Origin of the sequence: Actinomadura fulvescens (genome assembly GCF_039533225.1) — a bacterium.
Lineage (GTDB): Bacteria > Actinomycetota > Actinomycetes > Streptosporangiales > Streptosporangiaceae > Spirillospora > Spirillospora fulvescens.
In genome coordinates this window covers 1-18,714 of sequence record NZ_BAAATD010000033.1, presented here as the reverse complement: position 1 = coordinate 18,714, position 18,714 = coordinate 1, and the positions used below count along the sequence as shown (strand labels likewise).

Here is an 18,714-nt window from a genome sequence, read left to right as displayed (position 1 = left end):
AGCCCCCGAGATACTCCCGTTCTCCCGGTCCAGCGCCTCAAAGAACCGCGCCTTCAACCCCTCAAAACCCACGATCCCCGCAACTCCCTGAACTCCAGGGTGCTGCGAGGATCGCTAGAACCCGCCGATGACCGCCGGGGCGTCCCTATGTGTCGGCGTGAGGTTCCAGCCGCCCTGTCAGCACAGCGGCCGGCTCCCACGCCTCGCTCCCGAGCCGGGGGACCGCTGGTTGCAAGGTCGCTTAGAACGGCTGCGGAGCGCCCTTGGTACCGGCACCATCGCCCCATTCGAGAACCTCGTACTTGAGGCCCTTCAGGTGCCCCTCACCGGTGCCGGCGTTGTACTTGTCCGCGGGCTTCTTCCCGTCCAGGAGGTAGCGGAAAGTGTAGGTGTCGAGGTCCAGCATCACGCCTCGGTGAGAAGGCTCACCGGGGCCGCGGTCACCGACGAAGCCGACGACGCTGCGGCCGTTGTAAGAGACCTTCACCTTGGTGTGCAGCGGCCAGCTCGGGCTGGCGAACAGGCCCTTCTGCATCGGCTTTCCACCGGCGGGGGCGCCGGTGTCGCCGTTCACGCCGGAGCCGTCGTCCCAGAAGTAGGACGCGGTGGTCTTGCCCGTGTAAAGGGCCTTCGACTCCTTCTTCTTGGCGGCCTTGGCCTTCTTGGCCTCGTCCGCCTTGGCCTTCTTGGTGCCCTTCTGGTCCGCCTGCTTCTCGGCGACCATGGAGAGCTCGTGGGGGGTCTTCTGCTGCGTCGGAGCGCCGTCGTCGCTGGCCAGCGCCACACCGGCCACCAGGATCCCGGCCAGGGTGCTGCCGGTGATCGCGGTCAGGACGACATTCTTCGCTCGCTTCTGCATGGGAATCCTTTGTTCGGCGTACAGGGCAGCCGTTTCACGCCGGAACAAAGCCCGGACGGACAGGGGAAACGGCCCCGAGGACAGGCGCTCGGGAGAGACCGTCGCTTGAGAGACCCGCGTGGAAGGAAACCCGGACAGGGGTCCCCGCGCCGCGCACATGGAAGTCAGGCCGCAGTGCGGCCACGACTGAGGTGACGGCTTCCTAAAGGGCGGGAGAATGCCGACCGGGGGCTCTATGGCCCGGCACGCGCGACCGTTGCATGGACGGCCGCTGATCGGCGGGGGGGATCCCGCCTGGCGGGCGGGACACGACGGCTATGCGATTGGCTAGGTCAATGGATAGGGTTCGTCAACCTATGACGACCTTGACCTGGCATGGAGCATATATGGCTAAACCAGGCTTGTGCCAAATCTGTTCCGGTTTTACCTTTCGCCAGGTAGATCTTTTAGTGGCGCCTTTTGCCCGGCGGATGCCGGAAAACGCCGATCACGCCTGGGTCACGGCGGGTCCGGGTCTGGCACGATGTGGGTCATGACCGACCACGCCGGCCTCCGCATGGCCGACGACGATCTGCTTCCCCCGCCCGACTGGGGGCGGTCCCGTACCGCCGCGACCGGTACCCGCGCGGCCCTGGCCTTCGCCGCCGTCGCGGCGCTGCTGGTGCTGGGCCGCGTCTGGGTCGCCCCGGGCCTGGACGCGCGGTCCCTGGACGCCTGGACCACGGTCTTCGTGGCGATCTGCGTGCAGGCCCTGCCGTTCCTGGTCTTCGGGGTGGCGCTGTCCGCCGCGATCACCGCGTTCGTGCCCCCGTCCTTCTGGAACAGGGTGCTGCCCCGCAGGCCGGGCGCCGCGGTGCCCGTCGCGGGGGCGATGGGCGCGGTGCTGCCCGGGTGTGAATGCGCCTCCGTGCCGGTGGCGGGCGGCCTGATGGCGCGCGGCGTGGCCCCGGCGGCGGCCCTGACCTTCCTGCTCGCCGCCCCGGCGATCAACCCGATCGTGATCGTGGCCACCGCCGTGGCGTTCCCCGGCTCGCCCGAGATGGTGGTGGGGCGCTTCGCCGCCTCCCTCGTGGTGGCGGTGCTGGCGGGCTGGGCCTGGCTGCTGTTCGGCAAGGGCGAGTGGATCAAGATCCCGTCCCGGCCGCACGCGGACGGGACCGGCCGGTGGGAGTCGTTCCGGCAGGCGATGCGGCACGACATCATGCACGCCGGGGGCTTTCTCGTGGTCGGGGGCATCGCCGCGGCCACGATCAACGTGGTCGTGCCGGAAGAGTGGGTGAACGGCGTCGCCGGCATCCCGTGGCTGTCGGTGCTGGTGCTGGCCGTCCTGGCCGTGCTGATGTCCATCTGCTCGGAGGCCGACGCGTTCGTGGCGGCGAGCCTGTCCCAGTTCTCGCCCACGGCGCGGCTGGCCTTCCTCGTCGTCGGGCCGATGGTCGACCTCAAGCTGATCGCGCTCCAGACGGGTTTCTTCGGCCGCCGCTTCGCGGTCCGCTTCATCCCGCTGACCTTCGTCCTCGCGGTCGGGGTCAGTGCCATCACCGGAGAGGTGCTGCTGTGACCCGGGCCGCCCAGAACCTGCTGCTCATCATGATCGGCGCCGCGGTGATGTGGATCACTCTGGCGACCGACGAGTACCTCAACTACGTGAAGCCGGGATTCCGCTATCTGCTGGTGCCCTCCGCCGTGGCGATGATCGTCCTCGGGCTGGCGGGCCTGCGCCGCGAGTGGCGAGACACCCCTGACGCCACCGGCGCTGCCGGCCACGCGTGCGCAAGCGGCCACGGCAGCGACGGCGCGGACGGTCACGGAAGCGCCCACGCGGACGGGCACGACCACGGACGTGCCGACGGACACGACCACGGACCTGCGGACGGTCACGATCATGGCGGCCGGGGACCGAGGGTGGCCTGGCTGCTCTGCCTGCCCGTTCTCGCGATCTTCGTGGTGGCGCCGCCGGCGCTCGGCTCGTTCACCGCCTCGCGCGCCGCCGCCCGCCAGGCGACGCCTCCCCCGCCGCCTGACGAGGGGTACGACGCGCTGCCCCGGACCGGCGGCCCGGTGGCGATGACCATGGGCGAGTTCCTCGGCCGCTCGTACGAGGCGCAGGTGGGCCAGAACCGCTCGCTGGTGGGGGTCCCGGTGAAGCTGACCGGGTTCGTCACCCCGGGCCGGAAGGGTTCGACCTGGCAGGTCACGAGGCTGAAGATGGCCTGCTGCGCGGGCGACGCGATCCCGTTCCCGGTGGTCGTGCACGGCCTCCGGCAGCCGCCCGCCGACAGCTGGGTGCAGGTGATCGGGACGTGGCGTCCCCCGGACGGCGAGGCGCGCAGCGGCGTGCACGAGCTGGACGGCAGCTCCGTTCAACCGATCAAGAAGCCGAAGAACCCGTACGAGTAGGGAGATCCATGCGGGCGTTGGTGCTCGGCGGTGGCGGCCTCACCGGTATCAGCTGGGAGTGGGGCGTTCTCGCCGGACTCGCCGCCGCCGGAATCGACCTGGCGGGCGCCGACCTCGTGGTGGGCACCTCGGCGGGCTCGGTGGTCGGGGCGCAGATCGCGGCGGGTCTGGAGGTCGAGGAACGTTTCGCCTTCCAGCTGACGGCGATCGATGCCGGTCCGCCGGCCCGGATGGCCCGCGCGGACCTGGCCCGCTCGGCGTGGGCGGTACTCAGCTCGCGGGCGCCCGCGCAGGTCGGCGCCCGGCTCGGCCGCGTGGCGCTCAACGCCCGTACCGGCTCCGAGGCCGAACGGGCCGCCGTCATGAGAACGCGGCTGCCCGTGCGCGACTGGCCCGAACGGCCGCTGCTGGTGACCGCGGTGGACGCGGCCACGGGCGCCTTCACCGTCTTCGACCGGTCGGGCGAGGCGACCCTGCTGGAAGCGGTGGGCGCCAGCTGCGCCATACCGGGCGTCTATCCTCCGGTGACGATCGGCGGCCGCCGCTACATCGACGGAGGAGCCCGGTCGGCCGCCAACGCGGACCTGGCCGCCGGGCACGCCGCGGTCGTCATCATCGCGCCCATCACCCAGGGCTTCGGCGCGATCAAGAGCGTGGCCGGCCAGGCCGCCGGTCTCCGCCGGGCCGGTGCCGAGGTGGTCGTGATCTCGCCCGACGCCGCCTCGCGGCGCGCGTTCGGCCGCAACTCGCTGGATCCGGCCCGCCGCCCGCCCGCCGCCCGCGCGGGACGCCGCCAGGCCGCGGCGATCGCCGAGAACGTGGCGGCCGTCTGGGGGACGGTGTGATCCCCCAGAAGCTCGCCGACGTCCCGTACGCCGAGTGGCTCACGTCCCACGACGGAACGTGGGGACAGGGCGGCGACCACGACACGGTCTTGTTCAAGGACCTCGACCTGGCCGACCTCAACGCCGCGGGCTCCCGCTTCATGGACTGCGCGTTCACCGGCGTCGCCATGGAAGGCGGCCGGCTGCGCTCGGCCCGCTTCCTCGACGTCTGGGCACGGGAGCTGCGGCTGGTCGGCACCGACCTGACCGAGACCCGGTGGCAGGACAGCACACTGATCGGCTCGGTCCTCGCAGGCACCCGCGCGTCCGGCGTTCAGCTCATCCGGGTCGTCTTCCAGGGCTGCAAGCTCGACTCGGTCAACTTCCGTGGCGGCACGCTCGTGGACGTGACGTTCACGGACTGCCTGCTACGCGACGTCGACTTCGGCGGCGCGCGCCTCACCCGGGCGAGCTTCCCCGGCTCCCGGCTGGAACGGACGATCCTCGCCGGGGCAGCCCTGGACGAGGTGGATCTGCGCGGAGCGGACCTGGGCATCACCATCGATCCCCACACGATCCGCGGAGCCATCGTCAGCCCCGCGCAGCTCCTCGACCTGGCCCCGCTGCTCGCCGATGCCCTGGGCATCAAGGTCGAGGAACAATGACCTGATGCGGCCACGGCCGGCACATGGTGGCCGGATGCGGCCGTCAGCGGGCCGGGAAGGTCGTGGGCAGCAGGGGCGACTGAGCCGCCCTCGCCAGCGGAGCACCCGCGACCGCCGGTGCTGGCGGTGGCACGTGCGAGCCGTCGGCACGCCGAGGCTCGGGTGGCGCGGTCTGCCCGGCCCGGCGTTCGCCGAGCAGGGCCATCAGGGCGCGCGCCGTGTCCGCGTCCATCCGCATCAGGACACTCGGCCGTCCGGCCGGGTCGACGAAGGGAGAGACCGCGGGGGCGGCGGCGCCGTGAGGCGGTAGCGCCAGCCGCATCTCTTCGCGGAGGTCGTGGGCAAGCCGCAGCGCCTGTCGGTCGCTGTCGCTCAAGTGTGCGGTCATCGCGATCTCCGGGGAGTTCACGTGCGGGGGTCCGGGGCCAATCCTGCTAGGAAATGGCGTGCAGGTGCAAGAGCCGATGCACGTGCAGATCGAGAAAGATCGTGCGTAACCGATCCGCGTCCCAGTCGTTGTTCATAGACCCCCGCAGGTCGCAGCCGTGCGCCCCCACAGAGGCCCCCGGCGCTAGCGGACAGTGTTCTAAAGGCAACTTGAACGAACCGAAGGTTCAGTCCGTTCACAGAACCCTGAGAAGCCCCTCCCGGGCCCCCGAATGCGACCACGCCCCCCGGCCGCGCCACCGCTCCGCGAGACCGTCGCCGCAGTAGCCGAACAACAAAACACATACGCCCTGCCTCCAGAACATCGTTCGGTTGCCAGCGAGGACCTCACACGAGGGCACAACCATGTGCAGACGCAACTCCTACAGGCAGCACGCTATGCACGGGCGCGATCTCGGGACCAGGCGATTACCTACAGGCTGGCGCGCGCGTGCAGGCGGCGCCACAAGCGCGGGCTGGTCGTGGGAGCAACTGTCTGTGAGCGCGGCCATCTACGCACAGCGCCATGCAGTGCCGGACCGCCGTGTGCGGCCTTCTGCTGGCGGCGCGGCTCTCTACGGGACGCGGCTCTCTGCCGAGCGCGGCTTGCTGGGGGTGGCGTGTTGGGGGTGGGGGTGCGGGGGGGTGATCGCGTTTCGGGATGATGCGGGTGGGATTGTGAGGTGGCGGGTTGATGATCGATGGTGCGTGCGACGCTCGGTTCGCGGCGGTGCGGGAGGCCTTCGCGGAGAACTTCGCGCGGCGCGGTGAGCGGGGCGGTGCGGTGTGCGTCGTCGTGGAGGGGAGAACGGTCGTCGATCTGTGGGGCGGGCAGGCCACCGATGAACGACCGTGGCGTCCGGACACGCTCGTCAACGTTTTCTCCGTCGGCAAAGGTCTGACCGCGTTGCTGGTCGCTCGGCTTGCCGGGGATGGGCGGCTGAACGTGGACGCCCCTGTTGCGCGTTATTGGCCGGAGTTCGGTCAGGGCGGCAAGGAGGTCGTGACCGTCCGCCAGCTGTTGTCGCATCAGGCCGGGCTTCCCGCTGTGCGGCGGAGGATGCCGTCTGGGGCGATGCTGGACTGGTCGGCCATGACCACTGCGCTGGCGCAGCAGGAGCCCTGGTGGGAGCCGGGTACCGCGCACGGCTATCACGTCAACACGTTCGGCTTCCTGGTGGGCGAGGTGGTACGGCGGGTCACCGGGCGCTCGGTGGGTGAGCTGCTGCGGGACGAGATCGCCGGGCCACTGGGGGCGGACGTCCATATCGGGCTGCCGATCGCCGAGCATCGCCGCGTCGCCGACTTCGCCTGGCAGGAGGCGCCGCCCGAGGTCGACCGCGCGGACGAGCTCACCGAGGGACAGCTCATGGAGCACAACGCTTACTTCAATCCGGGCGGGCTGTCCGGCATGGGGGTCATCAACTCCGCCGCATGGCGTGAGGCCCAGCTTCCTTCGACGAACGGCCACGGCACGGCGCGGGGTGTCGCGCGGGTCTACGCGGCGTTGGTGGCGGGCGGGACGTTCGGAGGTGTGCGGGTCGTGGACGCGGACGCCTTGAGCGCCGCGACGGCCGAGCAGGCCTCGGGCGAGGATCTCGTTATGCATCGGCCCGCGCGGTTCGGGACCGGCTTCCAGTTGACTCAGCCGGAACGTCCGCTTGGCCCAAATCCGCGTTCGTTCGGGCACTTCGGTGCGGGCGGCTCCCTCGGCTTCTGCGATCCGGACGCGGGTGTGGCGTTCGGGTACGTGATGAACGAGATGGGACCGCGCTGGCAGAACCCGCGTAACAAGGCGCTGGTGGACGCGGTGTACGCGAGCCTGTGACCCCGAAGGATCGCCAAGTCAGGGGATACGATCGGCCCCGATGACTGATGTTCTCTCGCTGCGGGCTCTCAACCGCGCCACTCTGGCACGGCAGATGCTGCTCGCCCGCGAAGAGGTCTCCGTCGCTGAGGCGGTGGAGCGGTTGTGCGGCATGCAGGCGCAGGAGCCCAAACCGCCGTTCCTGGGGCTCTGGACCCGGGTGGCCGGGTTCGAGGCGGCGTGGCTACGCGCGGCGCTCCAGGAGCGTTCGGTCGTACGGGCGACGATGATGCGCGGCACTCTGCATTTGGTGTCGGCGCGGGACTACGGCGCTCTGCGGGCGTCGATGCAGCCGATGCTGGACGCCGGGCTTCGCATGCTGGGGGCACGTGCGGAGGGCCTCGAACTGGACAAGGTCCTTCCGGCGGCCCGCGTACTGCTGGAGGTACGGGCACGGACCTTCAACGAGCTGCGTGCGTTGCTGCAAGAGGAGTTTCCTGGGGTCAACGACCGGGCGCTGGGCTTCTCCGTGCGGATGTGCCTGCCGCTGGTAATGGTTCCGACCGAGGACCGCTGGGCGTTCGCGCGTACGTCCGAGTTCACGCTGGCGGACACCTGGCTAGGCGAGCCACCATCGGACGACCCGTCCCCGGAGGCGCTCGTACTGCGTTATCTGTCCGCGTTCGGCCCGGCCTCGGTCGCGGACGCGCAGGAGTGGTCCGGTTTGCCGAAGCTGGGTGAGGTGCTGGAACGGCTACGTCCTCGGCTGCGCACGTTCATGGACGACAAGGGCCGGGAGCTGTTCGATTTGCCGGAGGCGCCTCGGCCGGAAGAGGACACGCCCGCCGAGGCCAGGTTCCTGCCCGAGTTCGACAACCTGGTGCTCGCCCACGCCGATCGTTCGCGCGTCATCGCCGACGCGCACCGGCCGTCGCTGACGACCAAGAACCTCCGGGTGCGGGCCACGTTCCTCTGGGACGGCTTCGCCGCCGGGCTGTGGGAGGTGGAACGCAAGCGCAGGGTCGCTACGCTGCGGCTTCGCCCGTTCGAGAAGCTGCCCAGACGCGCCCTGAACGCGCTCACGACCGAGGGCGAGCGCCTGCTGGAGTTCGCTGAGCCGGATGCGCCGGAACGTCAGGTTGTTCTCGCCGACGAGTAGGTTTTCGGTGCGTCCGGGCGATATGACGGAATGCGTGTGATCCGCTCCGAATAGTGATGAATCCGATATCGGTTCTGGTTGAATCTTTCATCGATTGAGCGCAAGCTATCTCCCGTACCCGGAAGCCCCTGAACCCCCTCAGCCCCCACCCCGCCGACAGGACGCGAACCGCATGTTCGAGATCTGGGAGACGAGCGAGCCCGCCCGGCTCATCAGCGATGCCGGCAGCCTCAAGATCGCTCTCGAGAAGGTCGACACGATGTGCCGCCTCCGCCACGACCAGGCCGCGGCCCACGTCGGCGTCTCCGGAGAGGGCTACCACTTCGAGATCCGCAACAACGAGGGCAAGGCACTCGCGCGCCTGACCTACGTGCCGGACACCACCAGGGCATACCAGAGCGTCGTCGTCGACGAACTCCGCGGCGACAACCGCCGCACCTGAAGGCGTTCGCCAGACGCGATCGCCGCACGTGAGGCGCTTCACGACGCGATCGCCGCACGTGAGGCGCTTCACGACGCGATCGCCGCACGTGAGGCGCTTCACGACGCGATCGCCGCACGTGAGGCGCTTCACGACGCGATCGCCGCACGTGAGGCGCTTCACGACGCAACGCCGCGCCTAGGCGCTTATCGACGCAAGCCCATCGCCTAAGGCATTCATCGAGGCAATCGCCCAGCCGTGAGGCACCTGCCGACACGAGCACCGCACCTGGGCGCTTTTCGACGATCCCCCGGGTCAGAGGCGTTCGTCGACGCAACCGCCCGACCCTGAGGCACTCGCCAACGAGATCGCCGCGGCTGGGCGCTTCTCGACGCAATCGCCGCGCCTAAGGCGTTCGTCGGCGCGATCGCCCGGCCTCGAGGGACTTGCCGACACGATCGCCGCACTTGAGGCGCCTCTCGACGCGATCGCCGCGCCTGAAGCGTTCGTCGACGCGGCCGCCAGGCGTCGAGGCGCTTGTCGACACGATCGCCATACCTGAGGCGTTTCGCAGGCTGACCGTCCCTGTGCGACCTGGCCTGACGACCTGACGCTCGCCACCTGGCTGAGTTCTTCACACGAGCGCTTCTCGCGAGCGCTCGTGGTGTGGCCATACGGTTATATCGATGTGGCGCGCGCTACCAAGGCAACGCGCCAGTAACAGGCATTGACCTGCCGGTTGACCACCCCTGGCCATTTGGCTGCGAATCTCGCGCCGCCGTGCGTCCGCGCAGGTTGGTGGACATTCACCGGCCTTTCGTACGCGATCGTAACTTGTTGACCGACCCGTGACTTCACACTTAAGTTGACAACCGTGCACACCACGCGGTCAGGAGGCGCCGCGGAGGCCCCCGCGGGCGACGTCGTCACACGCAACCCCGTATTCAGCGCGAACGGCGAAGGGAACTGCCATGCCCCGAGCACAGGTCATCGATATCGACGAGGCACGGACGCGCGACGCTGAGGACGTTCTGTACGAAAAGACGCTGCGACGGCTTTCCAAGGCCTCGGTCGAGAAGCACTGGGAACCGTACACCGACATTCCGTGGGATGACCCCGACTTCGAGATCGACCCGGACGACCCGCGCTGGATCCTGCCCGAACTGGACCCGCTGGGCGCGCACCCGTGGTACCGAGCCCAGCCGGAACACGTGCGGGCCAGGATCGGTCTCTGGCGGCAGGCACAGGTGTGCAAGGTCGGCATGCAGTTCGAGAACGTGCTCAAGCGAGGGCTCCTCACGTACGCGTTCCGGCTGCCCAACGACTCCGCCGAGTTCCGCTACGTCTACCACGAGACGATCGAAGAGGGACATCACGGGATGATGTTCCAGGAGTTCGTGAACCGCAGCGAGTCGCCGGTGGAGGGCATGCCGCTCGCCGTCCGGGTGATGGCGGAGATCGTTCCCCCGCTGAGCCTCGTCGCGCCCTCCCTGTTCTTCTTCTGGGTGCTCGCCGGCGAGGAGCCCATCGACTACGTGCAGCGCCGCATGCTCCGCGACGGATCGGCCCGGCATCCGCTCCTCAACAAGATCATCTCTATTCACGTGGCCGAGGAGGCGCGGCACATCTCGTTCGCGCGCCAGTTCCTCAAGCACCGCGTGCCGCGCTTGGCCGCGCCGCAGCGGTTCGTGCTGAGCCTGGTCGTGCCGCCCTCGATGAAGCTCGGCGTGCTGCTCATCCTCACGCCGCCGCTCGCGATGGAACGGCACTTCCACATCCCCGAACAGGTCATGAAGGAGACCTACTGGGCGACCGATCGTTCGCAGGACCTCATCTCGAAGGCCGTGTCGAACGTGCGCGGCCTGTGCTCGGAGATCGGCCTTATCAATCCCGTGAGCAAACAGGTATGGCGGTTGCTCAACATCTGGGAGGACGACTGAGCATCACGGCTCCGCCGGGGTTACGGTGGCGGGCATGGCACGGGACTGGGCCGATTGGCACCGCCAGTACGACGAGCCTGACTCGTCCGTAGCGCGGCGGCTGTCCACGGTACGGCTTCGGATCTGTGCGGCCCTCGACCGTGCCCCGGCGGGCCGGATTCAGCTTGTCAGCGTCTGCGCGGGCGAGGCGCGCGAGGTCATCCCGGTGCTGCGCGACCACGAGCGCGGCCCGGACGTCACCGCGCGCCTCCTCGAACTCGACCCCCGGATCGCCGCCGTCGCGGCCGAGGCGGCCGATGACCTGCCCGGCGTCCAGGTCGTCGAGGACGACGCGGCCCTGACCGACAACTACGAAGGTGCCGTACCCGCCGACGTGGTCGTGCTGTCGGGGGTCTTCGGCAACCTGACCGAACGTTCGATCGAACGGACGATCTCCTGCCTGCCACAGCTCTGTGCACGGAACGCGACCGTGATCTGGACTCGCCACCGCCGTTCCCCGGAAGCCATACCGTGCGTTCAGCGGTGGTTCTCGCGGCACGGATTCGAGGAGCTCATCAGCTCAGTCCCCGACGGAACCGGCCTCTGCGTCGGCGTCCATACCTTCCGAGGCGACCCGAAACCCCTCCGCCCCGGCATCCTGATGTTCACCTTCGCCGACGGCCGCACAGCCGACCACTGGCCAGCCACCCCCTAACCGCAGTGCCCGCCACGCTGCATCCGCCTGCCTGCAGTGCGTTCGTGTAACCGCAGCCCTGCCGGACCGTAGCGCGTCCGCTAGTGCGAAAGACGCCTGCCTAGCCACGGCCCTGCGCTGCCGGACCGCATTGCGTTCGGCTGCGGGCAGTCGTGCCGCTGCGCGACACTGCCGCGATCTGTCGTGCGCGCGTGGCAGGATTCGGGGTGTCTGTGGAAGGTGAGCGAGGAGGGCTTGGTGAGGAAGGCGTGGCGGCAGCCTGGCCAGGTCTCGGACGCCTCCGGCCCGCCGTTCGAGCGCGACACCGGTCCGCCGCGTACGCGCGAGCTCGCCGAAAGCCTGATCGCCCACGCAGTGCGGGCGCTTCAGCGCGGTGACCAGGACATTCTGGCTCAAGCCGTAACCGAGCTAACCGCCGAGCCCACACCTGACCACGGCCCCGGGCCGGACGGTGCGCCCACGCCCAGCAGCGGGTCCACGCTCCACAGCACGCCGAGCGGACCGCAACCGGACATCCGATCTGAGGCAGGCGGCGGGCGAGGCAGCGCACCCGGGTGGCGCGGGCTGGTTGACCGGGTTCTTTTGGGGCGTCTGGAGGACGGGGTCGCTGCGGCCTGGCAGCGGGGGTGGCAGCCCGCGGACCTCGCGCGGTTCACGGGACGGCGGCTGGGGCGACGGCACCGGCGGCTGGCGATCGACGTCATCGCCGCTGAGATGCGGGCCTATTCAGCCGTCACAGTGGACGAGGAGTGGCGGCGGCAACTGGTGGAGCTCGGCGCCGAGGTCTGGTGGGACAGCGACCGTTCGTTCACCCGAGCCTGGTGTAACCGTGACGCCACCGATCGCGGCACCTTGATCATGTGTGCGCTGGAGCTGTCGCATCTGCTGGGTTCGCTGCCCCGGCTGGCGCGGATCGGCCCGCCGCCGGGGACTGTGCCGAATGGCCGGGCGAGTACGCCGCGAGCCACGGGGGCCGACCAGCGGATGCTGGGTAAGGTACGCGCGCTCCTAGCCAAGGCGGAGTCGACGGAGTTTCCCGAAGAGGCAGAGGCGCTGAGCACCCGCGCCCAGGAGCTGATGGCCCGATACAGCATTGACCACGCTCTGCTAGCCGCCGAGACGGGCATGGGTAGCGAGCCGGGCGGACGGCGGATTCCGGTCGACAATCCCTATGACTCGCCCAAGGCCGTACTGCTGACCGTCGTGGCCGAGGCGAACCGCTGCCGCGCCGTATGGCATCGTGAGCTCGGCTTCTCCACTGTGTTGGGCTTCCCGTCAGACCTTGCGGCGGTGGAGATGTTGTTCACCTCGCTGCTGGTGCAGGCGACCACGGCGATGGTTCATACGGGCACACGTACGGACGCGCGCGGCAAGTCCCGTACGCGTTCGTTCCGTCATGCTTTTCTCAACGCCTACGCCGCCCGCATCGGGGAGCGGCTCCGGGGGGCGACCGGTGAGGCGACGACCAGGGCGGCCGCGGAGGCAGACGGAAAGGATCTTCTTCCCGTTCTGGCCGCACGCGACCGGGCCGTCGAAGAGGCGGTCGACACGATGTTCCCGAATCTCACCAGGGGCCGCGCCCGGGCGGTCTCCAACTACGAGGGCTGGGTCGCGGGGCGGGCGGCCGCCGATCTGGCCAGCCTGAACGGACGCTCCGAGGTCACCGGAGGATAGCGCCGCGGCTGGAACAGGGCATCGGATCCCCCCGGGGGAGCTGGGGGGACGGCCAGGGTCAGTCCTTCTTGCGACGGGTGTTGCCGCCACGGCCTCGCAGCGGCACGCCGGCCTCCTTGAGGACGTTGTAGATGAAGCCGTACGAACGGCCCGTTTCGGCGGCCAGATCACGGATGCTCTCGCCCGCCGCGTACCGCGGCGCCAGTTCCGCCGCGAGCTTGGTGCGCTCGGCACCGGTCACGCGGGTGCCCCTCGACAGTGTCCGGGTCACGTGTACCTCCAGTTTCGACGGCTGAGCTGCGGGCCGTTCCCCCAGCTCACAGCCCTATTGATCTCTCCAACGTACACATTCCCCGCAATTTCCCCCACAATGCCACGCGATCGTCGCGAGATCGGCCACTGGTGGTCTTTTCCGTGGTGTCCGGCGTGTCGGTACTGGACTATCGAGCTCGTCATACCGTCAACAACACCCCAAAACCCTTGACTCCGAGCTTGATCACAGTCAGCTGAGCAGTGCTGTTCGCAGGCGGCTCCCTACCCGTTCAATCGCGCATCAGCCCCGTCGGCCCAGGCGCTCCGGAGGCGGACCGCCCGCTGAAGATCGTCCAGCTGGTCGGCGAGGGTACGGCGGAGAGCGACGGCCAAGGTGTCGTGTTCGAGGCAGCGTACGGCGGCTCGAACGGTCTCGGGCATGGCGACGTGAGCTGGGAAGAGTTCACGGCCGAGCGTCATCGCGATCATCTGGCCACGCTCCCCGGCTGCCGGGATCTCGTCGAAGTAGCGCTCGACATAGCCGGCGGTCGGCTCAGGGCGAGCAGGCTGCCAAAAGCCCCGCGCGATGGCCGCAAGGAGGCGGGGAGACAGCACGTTCTCGGTGAAGAGCAGCTTCCACGCGCGTCGCTTGGCATCCGGATCCGGCAACGCCGAACGGCACCGGGCGGCGCCTTCCTCCCCGATCGCGCTCGGATCACGTCCGAGTTCGGCGGCGATGTCCGCCTCGCCCGCCTGCTCCAGGGCGCACAGCTGATGCAGGATCTGCCAGCGCAGCTCGGCGTCGAGGTCCGGGCCGCCAGGCACACGCCCGAGACGAAGCCAGTGCCGGAGATCGCTGAGCTCGCCCGGTGTCTGCGCGCTCGGAATCAGCGTCCGTACGGCGGCCAGCCGGAGGTCGTCAGCGGACCCGGACCGGCGCAGAATCGTCCGGCAGACCCCGGACACGATGGCCAGAGCCTCAGAGCGGTGTTCGGGCGGCAGGAAGCGGTCGGCGACGTGATTCCGGGTGAACGTGAGCACCGCCTCAGCGATGGCCACCACGTCCTCACCGGGCAACTGAGCGGCCACGAGCGCCAGGAATTCCCCGGCGGGCAGATCGCCGTCGCGCACCATATCGCGAGCGGTGTTCCAGAGGAGAGCACGGGTCAGCGAGTCATCAATTGTCGAAAGACCCGACTTGACGGCGCCCCAGGAATCCTCGTTCAGCCGTACCTTGGCGTAGGTCAGGTCACCATCATTGAGCAACACCAACGCCGGGCGCCGTACGCCTTGCGCATGCTCTGGCCCACCGCCAGGCGCCGGCGAGGGCCGTTCGGATGGCGTCGCATCAGCTTGCCATGGGCGAGCCGTCCCTGGGCGGTCTGGGCTCGGCAAGGGGGACGACGCCAGTCCGAGCGCGTTAGCCTCCGGAGGCTCAGATTGCCCGGTGCCCGACTTCCCGGGCTTCGCCGAAGGCTTCGAAGAGGACGCACCAGTGTGCGTGGACGGCGAGGGCACGTCCCGTTCAGCCGAACGCGCCGCATCGGAACGCGCCGCATCGGAACGCGCCGCATCGGATTGCGCCGAACCAGGAGTATCAGAGCGCGCCCCGCCGGATGCCGCCCGTTCGGAACCGTTCGCATCGGATTGCGCCCCGTCAGAAGGCGCGGCGCCCAAGGCCGCCCCCGCGGAAGACGCCACACCGGATTGCGGCACGTCAGAAGACGCCACGTCAGAGCCCTCCGCGCCAGGAGGTGCCGCGCCGGAAGACGCCGGGCCGGACTGCACCACGCCGGGAGACGCCGCGTCTGCAGGCGCCACCTCAAAGGGCGCCGCGTCGGACCGCGCCGTGGTGGAAGACGCCACGTCAAAGGCCGTCCCGTCGGAGGACGCCGCGTCGGACTGTGCCTCCTCGGGAGACGTCACGTTCGTGGACGCTACGTCGGAACCTGCCGCGTCTGAAGGTGTCGAACGAGGCGTGTTCGAACGGCCGGAACGTGCCGCGTCGGCTTGGGCGGAGCGTGCCGCGTCGGGCTGTTCCGCTTCGGGCGGGGCGTCAAGCTCTCTCGGTCGGAATACGTCGAGGAGGACGGTCCGGTCAGACCCGGGCGTGACCTCGGCCGGACGGCGCTCACGCAGGACGAGGCCCTGTCCAGGGATGTCGTCGTACAGACTCACGAGCACTCGGTGAGGCCGCAACGTCCCAGCATGTGAGACGACCACCGCCTCGCCCTCAACGTCGACCCTGAGCGTGTCAATGCCCGTTGTGCGCAGCCATCGATGTGCCCACTCCCGTACGTCACGGCCGGGAGCAGCCGCGTCGATGGCATCCAGAAGATCGGTGAGCTCGGCGTTCCCAAAGCGATGCGTGGCGAAGTAGTCGTTGACCCCCTGGAAGAACGCGTCCTCCCCTACCCACGCGACCAGCTGCCGTAGCGCCGACGCGCCCTTGGCGTACGAGATCCCGTCGAAGTTCATGAGCGCCGACGTCACGTCCTCAAGGCTCTCGGCCGCCACCGGATGGGTGGACGGCCGCTGATCGGCGTCGTAGCCCCAAGGCTTACGTGCGACGGCGAAGGCCGTCCACGGATTCGCGAACCGGCTGGCGACCGCCGCGATCTCGTACCCCATGTACTCGGCGAACGACTCGCTCAGCCAGATGTCGTCCCACCAGCGCATCGTGACCAGGTTCCCGAACCACATGTGCGCCATTTCGTGGGCGATGACCGTGGCACGGAGCTCGCGCTGTGTGTCGGTGACCGCGGACTGGAAGACGAAACGTTCGTTGAAGAGCACGCAGCCGGGCTTTTCGATCGCGCCCCAGTTCATCTCGGGAACGAAGACCTGGTCGTACTTGCCGAACGCGTACCGCTGCTCGAACACCTCGTGGAAGCGGTCGAACGCCCGCCGCGTGAAATCGAAGAGCTCCTCGATGTCCGCGTCCAGGTGCCGTGCGAGCGAGCGTCGGCAATGCAGCCCCAGCTCGATGCCGTCATGCTCGGCCTCGACGGAATGGAACGGCCCGCCCGTAACGGTGAGCAGCGATGTGCCTATCGGCTCTGTAGCAGCGAACTTCCAGTGCTGCGTCTGCCCGGCATCGTTGTAGTAACGCGCACGCTCCGCGCCGTTGCTACGCAGTGACCAGGCCGCCGGAGCCGTAACACTCAGACTGAAGGTGGCCTTCAGATCGGGCTGGTCAAAGCACGGGAAGACGGACGGCGCATGGTCGGGCCCGCAGTTGGCGTAGACATAGACCTCGCCGTCCTCGGGATCGACGAAGCGGTGCATCCCCTCGCCCGTGCGGGTGTAGGGCATGTCCGCCTCGACGGTAAGCACGTTCTCCAGATCGAGCTCTGGCAGATCGAGCCGTCCGCCCCGCGCTACGGACATCGGATCGAGCGGGCGTCCGTTGAGCACGATGCGCCGTACGGCAGAGGGCCGGATCTCAGCGAACGACGCGGCACCCCGCTCACTCGCCGCGAACCGGATGACCGTGCTGCAGCCGAAGACCTCGTCCCCTCGGGTCAGGTCAAGTTTCACCGAGTACGAGTGAACGTCAAGTAGGCGGGCCCGTTCACGGGCCTCGGCACGAGTGAGGGGAGCAGCAAAGGTCATACCTCAACACAACGGTCAAGGCCGCCGCGAGGGTTCCTTCATTGCCCATCTGGGGCGAGTTCGTCGGCGAGAAGGTCCATAAGAAGCCCGTCGTGCCATTCACCGGTTACGGGGTCGCGTTCGTACTGCCGCATACGTCCCACCGGCTTGAACCCAACCTTCGTGTAGGAGCGGATCGCCATGTCATTGGCCGCGGCTGGATCGATAGTGAGGCGGTGATGTCCTCGCTCGTCGATAAGCCATCGGGCAAGCACGCGCACCGCCTCCGTGCCTAGTCCCTTCCCGTGAAAGCGTGCGCTCAGGAAGATGTCGATCGACGCATGCCGGTAGTCGGGATCGTCCTCCTCGTCGTACTGGATGGCACCGGCGACCTCGCCTTCCACCACGATCGCGAGCATGTCGTCGAAGTTCTCCGGCGGCGCCCACCATCGTGCGACCTCCGGTTCGCGGACGATCTCCGCCAGCACCCCCGTGTCGCCCGCTTCCACACGCCGTAGGAAGACCGAAGCCCCTCGCAGTTCCATGCCCGGGATCATCTCGCCCCGGGACCCGGGTTTTCCACAGAATTTCGTTCGGCTTCCTTCCGCGGTGCCGTCGGCTCATGCTGGCTGGACGGCAATCGAAAGGAGGCGCGATCATGCGCTCCACCCTTACGTTCTCCGTCCCGGCCACCACCACGTCCCGGTTCGTCGTGGCAGCCGACGCCATGCCGCGGGACCTCCACTCGCTCGTCCGCGGCGAGTCGGCCGGTCCGTACGGGGCGCACGTGAGCGGGCGGCTGGGCACACCGCACCTGACGATCGAACGGGCCGATCCCGAGCAACTGCGCTGGGATCCGTCGCAAATCCGGGCCGCCCATCGTTCCCAACGCGGAGCCGAAGCCAGGCTCCGCGACGCGGAGCACATCGCCGTCGTCACCACGGTCGGTCCCGTCACCGATCAGCCGCGCGGCGTCCAGGTGGCCCGCGCCGCCGCGCACGCGATCGCCAGGGCCACGAACGGCGTCGCTGCCGACCTCGTGACCGGCCACATCTGCGCGGTCGGCGACGAACGTCCGCGGTTCGTGCTGGCCGACGACTGGCTGGGTGACGTCCTCCCGCCCTACCGGGCCAACGGTCGCTGCACCGCTCCTGACCCCGACCAGGAGCTGGAGGGGGTGAACGGCTGCGCCTGCGTACGGCTGCTGACCCGAGGCCTGCGGCGCTTCGGCCTGCCCGAGCTCCAGATCTCCGAGATCGCCTGCCCACATGACCTGGCCGCCCTCAACGTCCTGCGCACGACCGCTCGCCACCTGCTCACCGACCACTGGTCCTGGCTGGCCACCGGCCCCGCCGGCCGCACCCGAACGATCGACGCCGACCTGACGCTCACGACCGGCGACTACGGCGACTTCTGGGGTGCTTCACGAGCCAGTCTCGCGGAGGCGACGTTCCGGGTGCGTCTCCGCCCGCTGACGCCTCGCCTCATCGCGGTCGACCCGCCCGACGACTACCTGGGAACCGCGAACGACTGGCTCTGGGGCGGCACATTGCCCGCCTGCATCACCGCTCAACGCGCCGAAACCCCATCCCTGAACGCGGCTGCATAAACCCGCACCTGCCGACAGCCCATGCGACCGAAACGCGACAGCACAACGCACAAACATCAATTCCAGCCATCGGCAGCCGCCTCCGCCCACCGACAGCCACAGCCACAGCCACAGCCACAGCCACAGCCACCCGATCGCACCAAAAGCACGTCCAGAACGACATCACAACCGCCAGCCAGCATTACGTCGCAACAACCTCGGCCACCAGCAACTCCGACGCAGCCCTCGCGCCCCACAGAGCCAGCCAAACTACACAGCCAAGTGGTCACGTCCAGCGGAGTGGTGTAAGAGGAGACCACCGCGTGATCCGTTTGTGCAGGTTAAGCGGTGAGTTGCTGTTGGTCGATCTTGTCGTTCGGGGTGTCGCCGGCGATGATGTGCAGGCGGGCC

16 protein-coding genes are annotated in these 18,714 nt (G+C 68.9%); 11 read left to right on the top strand and 5 right to left on the bottom strand.

The window, feature by feature from the left end; genetic code table 11:
• Positions 1 to 241: 241 nt before the first annotated feature.
• Entirely contained in the window at positions 242 to 859 is a 618-nt protein-coding gene (locus ABD333_RS47020; protein WP_344549444.1) for an RlpA-like double-psi beta-barrel domain-containing protein, read from the bottom strand.
• Positions 860 to 1,382: 523 nt separating this feature from the next.
• Between ABD333_RS47020 and ABD333_RS47015 the strand changes: the two genes are divergently transcribed.
• Genes ABD333_RS47015 through ABD333_RS47000 form a run of 4 tightly spaced genes read left to right on the top strand, consistent with a single transcriptional unit; the run spans position 1,383 to position 4,748 of the window.
• Positions 1,383 to 2,420, top strand: coding sequence for a permease (locus tag ABD333_RS47015; protein WP_344549443.1), 1,038 nt, complete (start codon positions 1,383 to 1,385; stop codon positions 2,418 to 2,420).
• Positions 2,417 to 3,259 carry a TIGR03943 family putative permease subunit gene (locus ABD333_RS47010; protein ID WP_344549442.1) on the top strand — a complete coding sequence of 281 codons (843 nt, stop codon included), beginning with the start codon at positions 2,417 to 2,419 and terminating at the stop codon, positions 3,257 to 3,259. Before ABD333_RS47015 ends, ABD333_RS47010 begins: the two co-directional genes overlap by 4 nt.
• An 8-nt stretch (positions 3,260 to 3,267) precedes the next feature.
• Positions 3,268 to 4,104 (top strand): patatin-like phospholipase family protein, encoded by an 837-nt coding sequence (locus ABD333_RS47005; RefSeq protein ID WP_344549441.1) that lies wholly within the window; start codon positions 3,268 to 3,270, stop codon positions 4,102 to 4,104.
• Complete coding sequence (locus ABD333_RS47000) at positions 4,101 to 4,748, top strand: pentapeptide repeat-containing protein (protein WP_344549440.1); 648 nt, start codon at positions 4,101 to 4,103, stop codon at positions 4,746 to 4,748. The genes ABD333_RS47005 and ABD333_RS47000 overlap by 4 nt, the downstream gene beginning before the upstream one ends.
• Before the next feature lie 43 nt (positions 4,749 to 4,791).
• Here the strand turns inward: ABD333_RS47000 and ABD333_RS46995 are convergent, their stop codons facing one another.
• Complete coding sequence (locus ABD333_RS46995) at positions 4,792 to 5,136, bottom strand: hypothetical protein (protein ID WP_344549439.1); 345 nt, start codon at positions 5,134 to 5,136, stop codon at positions 4,792 to 4,794.
• A gap of 732 nt (positions 5,137 to 5,868) precedes the next feature.
• On the opposite strand from ABD333_RS46995, the gene ABD333_RS46990 reads away from it, so the two are divergent.
• The 6 genes from ABD333_RS46990 to ABD333_RS46965 all read left to right on the top strand — a co-directional run bounded on the left by ABD333_RS46990 (position 5,869) and on the right by ABD333_RS46965 (position 12,869).
• Complete coding sequence (locus tag ABD333_RS46990) at positions 5,869 to 7,002, top strand: serine hydrolase domain-containing protein (protein WP_344549438.1); 1,134 nt, start codon at positions 5,869 to 5,871, stop codon at positions 7,000 to 7,002.
• 40 nt (positions 7,003 to 7,042) lie between these two features.
• The gene (locus ABD333_RS46985; protein WP_344549437.1) at positions 7,043 to 8,140 is read left to right on the top strand and encodes a winged helix DNA-binding domain-containing protein; all 1,098 of its coding nucleotides are present in this window, start codon (positions 7,043 to 7,045) and stop codon (positions 8,138 to 8,140) included.
• A 172-nt stretch (positions 8,141 to 8,312) separates the two neighbouring features.
• Complete coding sequence (locus tag ABD333_RS46980) at positions 8,313 to 8,582, top strand: hypothetical protein (RefSeq protein ID WP_344549436.1); 270 nt, start codon at positions 8,313 to 8,315, stop codon at positions 8,580 to 8,582.
• A gap of 950 nt (positions 8,583 to 9,532) precedes the next feature.
• The gene (locus tag ABD333_RS46975; RefSeq protein WP_344549435.1) at positions 9,533 to 10,501 is read left to right on the top strand and encodes an AurF N-oxygenase family protein; all 969 of its coding nucleotides are present in this window, start codon (positions 9,533 to 9,535) and stop codon (positions 10,499 to 10,501) included.
• Positions 10,502 to 10,535: 34 nt separating this feature from the next.
• Complete coding sequence (locus tag ABD333_RS46970; RefSeq protein ID WP_344549434.1) at positions 10,536 to 11,195, top strand: SAM-dependent methyltransferase; 660 nt, start codon at positions 10,536 to 10,538, stop codon at positions 11,193 to 11,195.
• 237 nt (positions 11,196 to 11,432) lie between these two features.
• The gene (locus ABD333_RS46965) at positions 11,433 to 12,869 is read left to right on the top strand and encodes a DUF2786 domain-containing protein (protein ID WP_344549433.1); all 1,437 of its coding nucleotides are present in this window, start codon (positions 11,433 to 11,435) and stop codon (positions 12,867 to 12,869) included.
• A 58-nt stretch (positions 12,870 to 12,927) separates the two neighbouring features.
• On the opposite strand, the gene ABD333_RS46960 is transcribed toward ABD333_RS46965, so the two are convergent.
• From ABD333_RS46960 to aac(6'), 3 genes are all read right to left on the bottom strand, one after another.
• Entirely contained in the window at positions 12,928 to 13,140 is a 213-nt protein-coding gene (locus ABD333_RS46960) for a helix-turn-helix domain-containing protein (protein WP_151562616.1), read from the bottom strand.
• A gap of 263 nt (positions 13,141 to 13,403) precedes the next feature.
• Positions 13,404 to 16,736, bottom strand: a complete 3,333-nt coding sequence (gene pepN / locus ABD333_RS46955; RefSeq protein ID WP_344549432.1) for an aminopeptidase N — start codon at positions 16,734 to 16,736, stop codon at positions 13,404 to 13,406.
• A gap of 38 nt (positions 16,737 to 16,774) precedes the next feature.
• A complete protein-coding gene (aac(6'), locus tag ABD333_RS46950) occupies positions 16,775 to 17,260 on the bottom strand; it encodes an aminoglycoside 6'-N-acetyltransferase (protein ID WP_344549431.1) in 486 nt (161 codons plus the stop codon).
• A gap of 113 nt (positions 17,261 to 17,373) precedes the next feature.
• Here aac(6') and ABD333_RS46945 point away from each other — a divergent pair, with 113 nt between their 5' ends.
• Complete coding sequence (locus ABD333_RS46945; RefSeq protein WP_344549430.1) at positions 17,374 to 18,324, top strand: hypothetical protein; 951 nt, start codon at positions 17,374 to 17,376, stop codon at positions 18,322 to 18,324.
• The last annotated feature ends 390 nt before the right edge of the window (positions 18,325 to 18,714 follow it).

Coding starts and splice junctions, on each gene's coding strand:
- ABD333_RS46945 (WP_344549430.1), top strand. CDS start 17,374: ATGCGCTCCACCCTTACGTTCTCCGTCCCGGCCACCACCACGTCCCGG.
- ABD333_RS46995 (WP_344549439.1), bottom strand. CDS start 5,136: ATGACCGCACACTTGAGCGACAGCGACCGACAGGCGCTGCGGCTTGCC.
- pepN (WP_344549432.1), bottom strand. CDS start 16,736: ATGACCTTTGCTGCTCCCCTCACTCGTGCCGAGGCCCGTGAACGGGCC.
- ABD333_RS46980 (WP_344549436.1), top strand. CDS start 8,313: ATGTTCGAGATCTGGGAGACGAGCGAGCCCGCCCGGCTCATCAGCGAT.
- ABD333_RS47015 (WP_344549443.1), top strand. CDS start 1,383: ATGTGGGTCATGACCGACCACGCCGGCCTCCGCATGGCCGACGACGAT.
- ABD333_RS46970 (WP_344549434.1), top strand. CDS start 10,536: ATGGCACGGGACTGGGCCGATTGGCACCGCCAGTACGACGAGCCTGAC.
- ABD333_RS46985 (WP_344549437.1), top strand. CDS start 7,043: ATGACTGATGTTCTCTCGCTGCGGGCTCTCAACCGCGCCACTCTGGCA.
- ABD333_RS46990 (WP_344549438.1), top strand. CDS start 5,869: ATGATCGATGGTGCGTGCGACGCTCGGTTCGCGGCGGTGCGGGAGGCC.
- ABD333_RS47005 (WP_344549441.1), top strand. CDS start 3,268: ATGCGGGCGTTGGTGCTCGGCGGTGGCGGCCTCACCGGTATCAGCTGG.
- ABD333_RS46975 (WP_344549435.1), top strand. CDS start 9,533: ATGCCCCGAGCACAGGTCATCGATATCGACGAGGCACGGACGCGCGAC.
- ABD333_RS47020 (WP_344549444.1), bottom strand. CDS start 859: ATGCAGAAGCGAGCGAAGAATGTCGTCCTGACCGCGATCACCGGCAGC.